Genomic DNA, 13,016 nt, shown 5'->3' on the forward strand with positions numbered 1-13,016 from the left:
TATTATTACAAGCTTACCCTGCTAAGTGACAAATAACCCCCACACCACCCACAAGTAATCTTTACGTTACGGGGGCAGGATTAACCAGGGTATGACTAAACACCGCCAGGCTTTTACCCGCTTGCAAAAAGGTATCCCGTACGCACATCTCAGGTTGCTCCTGTACTGATGGAAACCGGGTGTCGAGCTTAAGTTGCCAGCCGCTACATTCACTTACCGTAGGTAACTGAACGGTGACTTCGCTTTCGCTGGTATTAAAACAAATAAACCAATGTTCAGCAGGCGCTTCAGGCGTGTCGAGTCCTTCAATTTCAACCCCGAAAGTCTGGTTATTTTCGTGCCAGTCCTCGGTTTCTTTCACCGCGCCATCGGGTTTGAACCAACGTATTTTTGACACATTATTACGTTGCTGCCACGGGTCAGTTGGTTCTAACAAATGACACAGCACATCACTGCTTTTTCGTAACTCAATAACGTAGCTACAAAAATTGAGAAAATCCTGCCGTCTTTTGTTCAGTTCCCAGTCATACCAGTTTATGTCGTTGTCCTGGCAGTAGGCATTGTTGTTGCCATGCTGAGTCTTACTTAATTCGTCAGCCCCAAGAACGTGCGGGGTGCCCTGACTTAACAGTAACGTTGCAAACATATTACGCTTTTGCTTTTCACGAAGCGCTAATACTTTCGGGTCTTGCGTAGGGCCTTCTACCCCATAGTTTGCTGATAAATTGTGACCATGGCCGTCTTTGTTTTCTTCACCGTTAACCTCGTTATGCCTTTCGTTATAGCTAACCAGATCTTCTAAAGTAAACCCATCATGATAGGTAATATTGTTAACCGATGTATTGATGTGCCGGTGACCTTTAATAAAAATGTCGCCAGACCCGAAAACGCGGGTAGCAAATTCGGCGGTAGTGCCTTTATCGCCTCGCCAGAAAGCCCGAACATTATCGCGATACTTATCATTAACCTCTAGCCAATCGCTATTAAAACTACCTAACTGGTAACCATCAGGACCAATGTCCCAAGGTTCGGCAATTAATACCGCCTGACTTATTATCGGATCTTGCTGCATAGCCCTAAGCAAACCTGCCGTAGGAGTAAAGTGTTGCGGCTCACGGCCAAGACTCACCGCCAGGTCAAACCGAAACCCGTCAACGCCGATAGCGGTTAACCAGAAGCGCAGAGCATCTAATATGAGTGTCATCATTTCTGGTTGCGCAGCATTTACGCTATTGCCACACCCTGAATGATTTGAAAAATACAACTCGCCGTTAGGCGCCTGCTCGTACAAATACGCCTGATAAGGGCAAAAGCCTTTAAACGATAAAACCGGTCCGCCCTTGCCGCCTTCGGCCGTGTGATTAAAGACCACATCAACAATAACTTCTAAACCCGCTTCATGATAGCGATCTACCATTGTGCGTACTTCTGAAAGCGCATCAGCATGAGCGTAGCGTGGTTCTGGAGCGAAAAAGTTTACCGGATTGTAGCCCCAGTAGTTAGTCATGCCTTTTTCCGTGATATAAGGCTCGGGCATGAAAGATGCCATGGGCAAAAACTGAACGCTGGTTACCCCCAAGGCTTTTAAATGAGATAACACCGCCGGGTGACAAGCCCCAAGATATTTACCCCGCTGCTCAGCAGGTACTTGCGCATGTAACTGGGTAAGTCCTTTTATATGCGCCTCGTACACAATTCGCTGATGCGGCTTCAGTTTTGGTTTAGCCGGGCGCTGCTCACAATAAACAGCGTGGTCTATCACCAGACACTTGGGCACCATAAAATGCGAATCATTAATGTATTGGCGGGCATTCCAATGCACCGGCCGACTTAATGCTTTAGCATACGGGTCGATAAGCAGTTTATCGGCCGGAGAACTATGCAATTCGCTATGGCCGCGATCTACCCGATAGGCATATAACTGACGATGCCCGATGCCATGGATAAGTCCGTGCCAGACGTCGCCTGTTTTATTGGCTAAGGCTATTTCGCAAAGTGTTTCTTCAGTATCAGAACTGTACAAACACAAAATCACCGAATGCGCATCAGGACTGTAGACGGCAAAATTCACACCTTCTGGTGTTACTGTAGCGCCTAGCGGTACTGCACTTCCACAGCTTTGAACCCACTGATTTTCTAACGATACATTCAAAATATTGTCCTATTCACAAATCCAATAAACCGTTGCCAAAGGAGGCAGGGTAACTTCTATCGAATGAGGTAAATTGTTCCACGGTACCGATTGTGCTCTGGCTTTTGTTGATACCGCGTAACCGCTGCCCCAAAAGCACTCATCATCGGTGTTTAGCAGCAAGGTATAATCTTTGTCACTTTCTACACCTATGCGAAAATTTTCATAAGGCGTAGCGGTCATATTGCTGATAACACAAATTTGCTGAGTGCGTTTTTTATTGTGGCGTATAAACGAAACCACGCTTTGCCCCGAATTGCTAAGGTCAATCCAGCTAAATCCGGTGTGGTCATGGTCCAGTTCATACAGCGCGGGGTGCTGTCGGTACAACCTATTCAACGTTCGGTATAAATGCTGTATCCCCTGATGCTTGGGGTATTCCAGTAAGTGCCAATCAAGCGAAGTATCATGATTCCATTCTTTAAACTGGGCCAGCTCGTTCCCCATAAAGTTAAGCTTTTTACCTGGATGGCCAAACATGTACGCCGCATAAGTACGAAGATTAGCCGCAGCCTGCCATTCATCACCTGGCATTTTTTCAAGCAAGCTGCCTTTTCCGTGCACCACTTCATCATGGGACAACGGCAATACAAAGTTTTCGTCATAGGCATAGACCATTGAAAATGTTAGCTGGCCATGATGATGCGCCCGATAAGCCGGGTCTTTGCTCATATAACTTAATGAGTCATGCATCCAGCCCATATTCCACTTAAACCCAAAGCCCAGCCCGCCGCTGCTAACCGGTCTGGAAACCCCTGCAAACGAAGTGGATTCTTCGGCAATGGTCATCGCATCCGGAAAATGACGATACACTTCTTCGTTCATCCAGCGCAGTAAACTTATGGCCTCGTAATTTTGATTGCCGCCATCAACGTTGGGTATCCATTCACCCTCATTGCGCGAATAATCCAGATACAACATCGAAGCAACTGCATCAACTCTTAGTCCGTCTATATGGAATTTGTCTAACCAGAATAATGCATTGGCAACCAGAAACTGGCGCACGCTGTCTTTACCAAAATCGTAAATACAAGAGTTCCAGTCAGGATGCCAGCCGCGTCTTGGGTCGTCATATTCATAAACATGACTACCGTCAAAGCGAGCCAGTCCATGACCGTCTTCAGGAAAATGCGCCGGAACCCAATCAATAATAACGCCCAGCCCGCTTTGGTGGCACTTGTCTACAAAGTACTTAAAGTCGTCTGGAGTACCAAAACGACTGGTCGGAGCGAACATTCCTACCGGCTGGTATCCCCATGAACCGTCAAAAGGAAATTCAGAGACCGGCATTAATTCAAGATGGGTATAACCCATATCTACCGCGTAAGGAACCAGGGTATCGGCCAGTTCGTGATAACTTAAATAGCGACGTTCATCGTCAGGTTTACGCCACGACCCCAGGTGTACCTCATAGATACTCATGGGCTGATGATATTTGTCATAGCCGCGTTGGGCCATCCAGCTTTCGTCTTGCCACTGATACTCATTATGGTCGTAGACTACCGAGGCATGAGATGGGTATTGCTCAGCCTGGTAACCCAGCGGGTCTGCTTTATGGGGTAACGTATTACCACAGCCATCTTTTATCTGAAACTTATAACGGTCACCGGCAACCACTTCAGGCATAACCAGCACCCAGTAACCAATCTGGGTTTTTTCCAGCGGATGCAACCGCCCGTCCCAGCGATTAAAGTCGCCAATAACGGATACCGCGGAAGCATTAGGGGCAAACACACAAAAACGGATAGCCTGATGTCCGCCGTCCAGAGTTATTACTTGCGCCCCACCCTGCTGGTACAGATTAGCGGGCTGGTGGTCAATAAAATGGACCGCACTAAAAGCCTGAGTTTTAAATTGATAAGGGTCCAGATGTTTTTCTACGCGATCTTGATAGTGAACATGCAGGCAGTACAGCATATCGTCTTGCAGTTCTGAAAAAGTCCCTTCAAACAAACCTGGCTCTTGGTCAGGCTCAAGACGACCAAGAACGACTTCTGAATCGGCAAGACTGAGTTCGACCAGTGTGGCATCAGGACGCCATACACAAATCCGCTGTCCTTGCGGTGTTTCAAATTTTCCTAATTTTGAAAATGGGTTTGTGCAACTGGCCCAGGCTAATTGTTGCTCGATATGCATGATGTACTCCTGTACCCGGTGCCGCCAAAATAAGCGGCGCCCTCAGTGATCAATAGTTTATTTGTTTGTGCTAGCCTGATCGCGTGCATCAGTTAGCCGTTTTGCCAGTTGCGCCAGGTTTTCGTCAGCAAAAATATCTTCAAGGTTACGTGTAAGCTTACGGCGCCAATTTGGATATTCGTCGAAAGTACCAGGGATGTTCACCGGCATATCCATTTGCAACCAATCTTCAAGTTGCAAGCTTAACAGGGCGCTGGAGCCTGTTGCCATATGCGTTTGTAAGCCAAAATTTAGCGGCTGAGTCATTGCTGTTTGGTTTACGTCCCGGGATACCTCGCCACTTAACGTATTATGGCCGTCCATCGAATTCAGAATTTCCTGTTTGTCGGCGTGTCGAGCTGCGTATAAGTTTTGTAAAACATCTTCTGATGGATATAACCCCAGCTCTTTACCTAACTCAAGATCATGGCAGTGCCAGTACCCTATCAAAGTAGGCATATCGTGAGTGGTTAACGTAGACATGGACTGCTCTGGATAATGCGAAGGTGAGAAAAATCCACCATCTTCGGCTTGTTCAAAGAAAAATACCCGATAAGAAAAAATGCCATTTTCTGCCAGCTTACCACGAATTTCTTCAGGTACGGTGCCCAGATCTTCACCTATGACGAGGTTTTTATTACGATGACTTTCAAGAGCTAATATGCCAAGCAAATCATCTACCGGATAATAAACATACCCCCCCTCGCGGGCGTGATCACCTTCAGGTACCCACCACAATCGAAGCAATGCCATGACATGGTCAATTCTTAACGCCCCGGCTGAGGCCATATTTGAAGAAAACAGATCAATAATTGGCTGATATCCCTGATCATACAGACGTTGCGGGTCCATGGGCGGTAACCCCCACTTTTGACCCAACGGGCCTAAAACATCCGGCGGCGCACCCACACTGGCTTTTACACAGTACAGGTCTTTGTTGCCCCAAATTTCAGCACTTCCTTCACTGACACCCACGGCCAGGTCGCGATACAAACCTATGGTCATGCCGGCTTTTTGCGCCGCCTGATTAGCCTGTTCTAGCTGTTCAGCAGCCTGCCACTGCAAAAACTGATAGAAACGTACTCGTTTTGCATGTTTCTTTGCAAACTTGGTCACTTCCGGTTTGTGATATTCTTTAAATTTGTCTGGAAATACCGGCCAGCCCCACGACGGTTCACCGGCGTCTTTAAGATGCTCTTGCATAACATCATAAACGGCCAGCATATCGAGACTTTCCCCGCCATTTTCGATAAACGCATTAAACGCTTTGAGCTGGCGGCTGTTTTTATCAAAATATTGCTTCTCATAAGTGCTAAAAACAGCATTCAGTACTTCTATCTTAAGCTCTGCAACTAATGCATAGTCAACATGCTGGGCGTCACGGGCGGCCTGAAGCTTGGTTTTGAACTGCTGACTGTTTACTATCTTTTGCACAGCAGCGTCCTGATAACCGTCGATGGCTGTTACATCAAGGTATAAGAAGTTTAACCATCGACGAGATGATGGGCCATACGGGCTACAGGCTTCAGGATTCGCAGGGTATAAAGCATGAATAGGATTAAGACCGATAAACTGTGCACCCTTTTTGGCCGCGTCAGTGACCAATCGATCCAGGTCCGAAAAATCGCCTATTCCCCAGTTTGTCTGGCTGCGCACACAGTATAACTGAACACTAAGACCCCACACTTTATGACCTGATGCAATTGAGTCTGGCATGTAGCAAGAGTCGGGAGCCATGATTAATCGCATGGTAACAAACGCTTCATCATCACCTTCAACCATTAGTTTTAGCGTGTGATAACCCGGCTCAAGTTGCTCTTCAAAATCTATGACGTATTCCTGGTATTCAACCTCTTCAAGTTGTGCAACATTAATTAGCTGAGTATCAACCGGAACAAATGTCTTGGTAAACACCTTGCCCTGCTCGGTGGTAACCACAAAATCGTACGTATCATTTACCAACTCTAACGGCAACCTCAACGAAAACTTCAACCGTTCAGAGACCCTGCTTACCTGAACAGGGTTGAGCACTGACTGCCAGTAAGTCAAAGTCTCTGTTTTTATCTGATTCAGAACCGCTTCTTCGTCGGTAGTATCATAGCCAAGCGCATTAAGTAATTTTTCCTTGCTGCTTTGCTTAATAACCGCAGGTTTTCCCCAGGCATCTACGTAATTTGATTCAATGCCGCGCATTTCTGCCAGCGTTTGTAAAACTTGATTGGTCATTCTAGCGTATTCCTTAATCGGGCTGCGTTAGTGCATAAGATGTTAAAAGGCGAACGGGTCACTTTCGCCTACATACCGTTAACATTATGTGAAAGCATCGGTTAAGCGAAATTGAATACGTTTGCATAAATTTAGTTTCGTAATAAAGCTACATTAAAGCAATTACTTTTGCTAATTGTGCCATTTTGATCCATACTTTACGTAATTTATTTACATTAAACTATACTTAAGTAGAGGTAAGTCATGACAGTACGTATCGGTATTAACGGTTTCGGACGAATCGGTCGCCTCGTAATGCGCGCAGCGACCCTTCGCGATGATATAGAAGTTGTTGCTATTAACGACTTAATGGACACAGATTACATCGCCTATCTTTTAAAATATGATTCTACTCATGGCATTTTTGATGGTGAAGTATCGGTAGACAATCAAAACCTGATTGTTAACGGTAAGACAATTCGCGTGACCAATGAAAAAGATCCGGCGTCTCTGGCCTGGGGCCAGGTTGACGTAGATGTTGTGGTTGAAGCAACGGGCTTATTCTTAACGAAAGAAACCGCACAAAAACATTTAGATGCGGGTGCCAAAAAGGTGGTTATGTCGGCCCCTTCTAAAGATGATACGCCTATGTTTGTCATGGGTGTCAATGACGAAAGCTATGAAGGCCAGTCTATTGTCTCTAATGCATCATGTACCACTAACTGCCTGGCGCCTGTTGCTAAAGTGCTCAATGATAAGTTTGGTATTGTTGATGGATTGATGACCACGGTGCATGCTACTACCGCTACCCAGAAAACAGTGGATGGGCCTTCTGCCAAAGATTGGCGTGGCGGGCGTGGTGCCAGCCAGAATATCATCCCTTCTTCGACCGGCGCTGCAAAAGCAGTAGGTAAAGTTATTCCAGAACTTAACGGCAAACTGACCGGCATGGCATTTCGGGTTCCAACGCCTAATGTTTCGGTTGTCGATTTAACGGTTAACCTTGAAAAAGCGGCCTCCTACGAAGATATTTGTCAGGCGATGAAAGAAGCCTCCGAAGGAAAACTAAAAGGCATTCTTGGCTATACCGAAGATCCGGTAGTTTCGAATGACTTTTTGGGCGATGCGCGTACCTCCGTTTTTGACGCAGGGGCAGGTATTGCCCTTACCGATAAATTTGTGAAGGTGGTCTCGTGGTATGACAACGAATGGGGCTATTCGAACAAGGTTCTTGATCTGGTTGCTCATATAAGTAAGTAATAATACCTACGGGGCTGATAGGGTTGTCTTGTCAGGTCGCCCGAATGAGAACAAAGGTGCGCGTAAAACCGCACCTTTTTTGTGTGTGTAGTTCATACGGGTTGCGTGATATACGTAACGATTGCGATAAGTAGGATATTAACAATAATGAGTATTGCCCCAGATATTGAGGTCAGTGAAATCTCAGGCATCACGTTTTTAGACATTGAAAACCGATTTGCAAGCGCCCGAATAAGCTTATTCGGGGGACATATACTGTCCTACATACCAAAAAGCGATAACCAGGAGAGATTGTGGTTAAGCCCTTATGCTTCGCTTAACGGGGGAAAACCCATACGCGGTGGAGTGCCGGTATGCTGGCCCTGGTTTAGTGATGACCATGGTCGCGAAAAAGGTGAGTTACCCTCTCATGGTATTTTACGTGCTCAGGTATGGCAGTTGCAAAGCAGTGAATCATCTGAAAAAGGCACCCATATTAAACTTGTGCCGTCTTATACCCGCGCCGACGGGTTTGAATATGATTGTGAAGTAAGCTTAGATATTCTGGTTGGAGAAACCTTGCAAATACGCCTGACCACCAAAAATTCAGGCATTGTTCCGTTTACTTTCAATACCGCTTTACATACCTATTTTCAGGTAGACAATATTCAGAAAACTGAATTAACCGGTATCGAAGGAAACTATAAAGACAAGACCGATAACTGGGCCATAAAAGCCAGTCCGACTCCCTACACTATTGTAAGTGAGACCGACCGCATACATTTGACACCAGTGCCTCGCACCCAAATTTTACAACAACAAACACCTTTTACGGCTATTGAATCTGAAGGTCACGATAGTTTAGTGGTCTGGAATCCGTGGCAAGGCGCGGCGTCTATTTCAGATATGGACGCTTTTGGCTACAAGCATATGATTTGTATTGAAACTGCCGTTACACAGGGCGCTGTGGTAGAGCCTGGTGAGCAACATTGTTTACAGCAGACAATTGTTCCGGTTTAACAAAAGAGCAGGTACTGCGTAAATTAAAGCGCAGTACCTTAATCTAAACTCAATTACTGAGCTTGTGCGCCTGATACGGCTTCTTTAGCCAGCTGAGTTATGCGTTCCCAATCGCCGCTTTCGATAGCGTCATCAGGAGCCACCCACGAGCCGCCAACACACACGACATTTTTTAATGCCAGATAATCTTTATAGTTGGCAAGACTGATACCGCCGGTTGGACAAAATGTAACATCCGGAAATGGGCCGCTGATAGATTTAATGGCTTTTATACCGCCTGATGCTTCAGCAGGGAAAAACTTCATATGCGTGTATCCTGCGTCTTTAGCCTTCATTAAATCTGAAGTAGAAGAGATACCCGGGATCAAAGGAATTTCGCACTCTTTACCCGCTTTTAATAACTCGGCGGTCATACCCGGACTAATCGCAAACTTTGCCCCGGCTTCAACGACATTTTTAAGCTCTTGTGCGTTGGTTACCGTCCCGGCTCCAATCAATGCATCAGGAACTTCGGTCGCAATGCGTTTAATGACATCCAGCGCCTGTGCAGTACGCAGAGTAACTTCCAATACCTTTATACCACCGGCCATTAACGCCTTGGCTAAAGGAACGGCTTTTTCCACATCGTTAATTACCAATACTGGCACTACGGGCCCCGCTGCAAAAACCTCGGCGGGAGAAAGCTTCCATTTTGTTGTCATAATTCACTCGTAATATGTTGATTTAAATAGGCTGCTGCACCTAGCAAACCGTGATCAGGTTCGGCAATAAGATAGGTTGGTATATCTTTGACGTAGTGTTTCATTCGGCCCTTGGCTTCAAAGCGAGCGCGAAAATCGCTACGTTGAATGAAGTCGGCAAAACGATTAGCAATACCGCCGCCAATAAAAATGCCGCCGGTGGTCGCTAAGTTAAGGGCTAAATTACCCGCAAAACTTCCCATAATGCGACAAAATTGCGTTAACGTTGCCTCACAAATATCACAACTTTGCGCCAGTGCCTGCTCGGTAACCTGTGCTGGACTGCTCAATGTCGCCTGAATTCCCTGGTCGTCTGCCAAAGCATGATAAATATTCATGATCCCACGACCTGACATTACCTCTTCGGCAGATGCCCTACCCTGTGTTTTTTGTAAATAGCGCCAAATAACCACATCTGTTTCATCGACAGGAGCAAAGTCGGTATGTCCGCCTTCCCCGTCTAATGTCATCCATCCTGTGGACGTCTTTGTCAGGTGCTCAACACCCAGGCCCGTACCCGGGCCAAATACAGCGATATTTCCCGACGGTAGTGCTGTGCCCTCACCCAGTTGAACAACCTGACTGTTGTCCAGTGCGGGTAATGAATGCGCGACCGCCGTAAAATCATTAATAACAAACAAAGCCGACAACCTGAGCTGCTTTTGTAAAGCCTGCTGAGAAAATACCCAGCTATGGTTGGTCATTGCTACCTGGTCGCCCAGTACCGGGCAGGCAATAGCAATACAGCCCTGAGTAAACTGGTAGTCACTGTATTCATCAAAGTAAGCCTGTATGGCTAAATCAAGAGAAGCAAAGTTAAGACATAAATATTTTTTTATGTCTGTCACCCCAGTACTTGTCACCCGGGCCAATCGAATGTTAGTGCCCCCGACATCGGCCACAAATTTCTCACTCATAGCGCCTGTTCCTGGGTGTAAAACAATGAACATGCACCTTCTTCAGCGCCTGTGAGTACCGCACGCATGCCCCCGAACATTTCGCGTCCCATCCCTTCATGATGATTGGTAAGGTCAGCTTTAGCCGGTTCGCGTGCATCCAGTTGTGCTTTATCAACACACAAAGTAAGCTCGCCGGTCTCAGTATTCAGCTCGATTATGTCATCGTTTTTCACTTTGGCTAACAGTCCGCCATTAAATGCTTCTGGCGTAACATGGATGGCGGCAGGCACCTTTCCTGAAGCGCCCGACATACGACCGTCTGTAACCAATGCAACCTTGTAGCCTCGGTCTTGTAGTACACCCAGTGGCGGAGTTAAACGATGTAATTCAGGCATACCGATAGCTGAAGGCCCCTGGAATCGAACCACAACAATACAGTCTTTATTTAAATCGCCGTTTTTAAATGCATCATCTAATTCAAACTGATCTTCAAACACTACGGCTGGCGCTTTAATTTTACAATGGGGTGTACCCAGCGCAGAGGTCTTTATCACTGCACGCCCAAGGTTACCGTCAAGTACGCTTAAACCGCCATCAGGTTTAAATGGAGTAGCGACCGTCGCCACAACTTCTTTGTCATGTGACTTCGTTGTACCGTCGCGCCATACCAGCTCGCCGTCTTCTAAACGAGGCTCCTGGGTATAACGTTCAAGCCCATATCCGCAAATAGTATTTACATCGTTGTGCAGTAATCCGGCATCCAGAAGTTCTCTGAACAATAACGCCATGCCGCCGGCGGCCACAAAATGGTTAATATCGGCAGAACCATTGGGATAAATACGGGTAAGCAGTGGTGTTGCATTTGAGATTTGTGAAAAATCGTCCCAATTCAGCAGAATACCTGCCGCACGGGCTACCGCAATTAAATGCATTGTGTGGTTAGTAGACCCGCCGGTAGCCAATAGCGCGACTAAACCGTTAACAATGGCTTTTTCGTCGACAATATGACCAATAGGCATATAGTTGTCAGTCAGGTCAGTCAAACGGGTTGCCTGAACCGACGCGGCTTTTGTAAGAGCCTCACGTAGTGGCGTACCCGGATTTACAAATGATGAACCGGGCAAATGTAAACCCATGGTTTCAACCACAAGCTGGTTTGAGTTAGCGGTACCGTAAAAAGTACAGGTTCCGGCTGAGTGATAAGACTGTGATTCAGCTTCCAGCAGGGCATCGCGGCCTACTTTGCCTTCAGCAAATTCTTGTCTTACACGCGCTTTTTCTTTATTAGGCAAGCCTGAAGGCATGGGTCCGGCAGGGATAAATACCGTAGGTAAATGACCGAATGATAATGAACCAAGCAATAATCCTGGTACGATTTTATCGCAAATACCTAACATAACGGCTGCATCAAACATATTGTGAGACAAAGCAACTGCTGTACCCTGAGCAATAACGTCGCGGCTCATCAGGCTTAAGTCCATACCCGGATTACCCTGGGTCACGCCATCACACATCGCCGGAACACCGCCAGCGAACTGCGCAACACTACCGACCTCTTTGACTGCCTGGCGAATAACATCAGGATAGGTTTCATAGGGCTGGTGAGCTGACAGCATGTCATTGTAAGCCGACACTATTGCTACGTTGGCTTTGGTCATACTACGCAGGTCAGATTTATCATCAGTACCGCAGGCAGCAAATCCGTGCGCAAGGTTACCGCAAGAAAGCACTCCACGATGAGGGCCCTGACGGCGCGCACGGTCAATTTTATTCAGATAAGCTTTTCGTGTCTCTTTGCTTCGCTCGATAATGCGCTGCGTGACTTCAGCGATTTGATTGTTCATAAATAGCTCCTATGGTGCCCACATCAAAGTGACGGGGGCCCGGTTTACAACGGCAGTGACCGGTTTTTCAAGTTCTGTGCTGTTTGTAAGCGCGTCTTCCAGAACCGCTTTTTTCTTCTCACCGGTAAGGTGAATAAATATATTACGGCTATTTAACAGCGCCGGTAACGTCAACGAAATACGCTGGTGCGGGGCAGTCGCCGGTTGAACCGCCAGACAAATTTTTCCACTAGACAAATTCAAACCATCTTCAATTTGTTCTGAACATGGAAATAATGACGCAGTATGGCCATCTTCGCCCATGCCTAAAATCAAGGCATCAAAGGGCTGACTCATACTCGATAGGTTAGATTCAGCCTGGGCAATACCGTCTGCGGCGTCCGGATCGTCCGTTTTAAGTTCAACAAAATTAGCCTCACTGGCTTTATTTTGTAGAAGGTTGTCTTTTACCAAACGGGTATTGCTGGCTTCGTGGTCTTCATTAACCCAACGTTCGTCAGCAAGCGTCACATCTACCTTAGACCAGTCTAATTCTGTTTTGCTCAGTGTTTTAAACAGTGCCAGGGGTGTGCGGCCGCCACTGACTACCAGGCTAGCCCGGCCCCGACTGTTAATTCCTTCTGACAAGATAGACGTTAATGTTTGTGCAAATTTTGCTGTAAGCTCGTCAGCCGATTCAAAATGTTGTTGTGTTAATGCCATA

Annotated in this window: 9 protein-coding genes; 2 read left to right on the top strand and 7 right to left on the bottom strand. The window is 46.6% G+C overall.

Going from position 1 to position 13,016, the window contains the following annotated elements:
- Positions 1-61: 61 nt before the first annotated feature.
- Genes glgX through malQ form a run of 3 tightly spaced genes read right to left on the bottom strand, consistent with a single transcriptional unit; the run spans position 62 to position 6,592 of the window.
- Positions 62-2,152: a glycogen debranching protein GlgX gene (gene glgX, locus JK130_RS13650; RefSeq protein WP_218354881.1), complete on the bottom strand. Its 2,091-nt coding sequence runs from the start codon at positions 2,150-2,152 to the stop codon at positions 62-64.
- Between the two features lie 9 nt (positions 2,153-2,161).
- Entirely contained in the window at positions 2,162-4,327 is a 2,166-nt protein-coding gene (glgB, locus tag JK130_RS13655) for a 1,4-alpha-glucan branching protein GlgB (RefSeq protein WP_218354882.1), read from the bottom strand.
- Between the two features lie 57 nt (positions 4,328-4,384).
- Positions 4,385-6,592, bottom strand: a complete 2,208-nt coding sequence (malQ, locus tag JK130_RS13660; protein WP_218354883.1) for a 4-alpha-glucanotransferase — start codon at positions 6,590-6,592, stop codon at positions 4,385-4,387.
- Positions 6,593-6,835: 243 nt separating this feature from the next.
- Here malQ and gap point away from each other — a divergent pair, with 243 nt between their 5' ends.
- A complete protein-coding gene (gene gap, locus JK130_RS13665) occupies positions 6,836-7,831 on the top strand; it encodes a type I glyceraldehyde-3-phosphate dehydrogenase (RefSeq protein ID WP_218354884.1) in 996 nt (331 codons plus the stop codon).
- A 147-nt stretch (positions 7,832-7,978) separates the two neighbouring features.
- Positions 7,979-8,830 (top strand): D-hexose-6-phosphate mutarotase, encoded by an 852-nt coding sequence (locus tag JK130_RS13670; protein ID WP_218354885.1) that lies wholly within the window; start codon positions 7,979-7,981, stop codon positions 8,828-8,830.
- A 53-nt stretch (positions 8,831-8,883) separates the two neighbouring features.
- On the opposite strand, the gene JK130_RS13675 is transcribed toward JK130_RS13670, so the two are convergent.
- The 4 genes from JK130_RS13675 to pgl are packed head-to-tail and all read right to left on the bottom strand — an operon-like array spanning position 8,884 to position 13,015.
- A complete protein-coding gene (locus tag JK130_RS13675; protein ID WP_218354886.1) occupies positions 8,884-9,531 on the bottom strand; it encodes a bifunctional 4-hydroxy-2-oxoglutarate aldolase/2-dehydro-3-deoxy-phosphogluconate aldolase in 648 nt (215 codons plus the stop codon).
- The gene (locus JK130_RS13680) at positions 9,528-10,487 is read right to left on the bottom strand and encodes a glucokinase (protein ID WP_218354887.1); all 960 of its coding nucleotides are present in this window, start codon (positions 10,485-10,487) and stop codon (positions 9,528-9,530) included. Before JK130_RS13680 ends, JK130_RS13675 begins: the two co-directional genes overlap by 4 nt.
- Positions 10,484-12,313 (bottom strand): phosphogluconate dehydratase, encoded by a 1,830-nt coding sequence (gene edd / locus JK130_RS13685; protein WP_218354888.1) that lies wholly within the window; start codon positions 12,311-12,313, stop codon positions 10,484-10,486. Before edd ends, JK130_RS13680 begins: the two co-directional genes overlap by 4 nt.
- 9 nt (positions 12,314-12,322) lie before the next feature.
- Positions 12,323-13,015 carry a 6-phosphogluconolactonase gene (pgl, locus tag JK130_RS13690; RefSeq protein WP_218354889.1) on the bottom strand — a complete coding sequence of 231 codons (693 nt, stop codon included), beginning with the start codon at positions 13,013-13,015 and terminating at the stop codon, positions 12,323-12,325.
- Position 13,016 lies beyond the last annotated feature (1 nt).

This window comes from Alteromonas lipotrueiana, assembly GCF_019249245.1.
GTDB classification, from domain to species: Bacteria; Pseudomonadota; Gammaproteobacteria; order Enterobacterales; family Alteromonadaceae; genus Alteromonas; species Alteromonas lipotrueiana.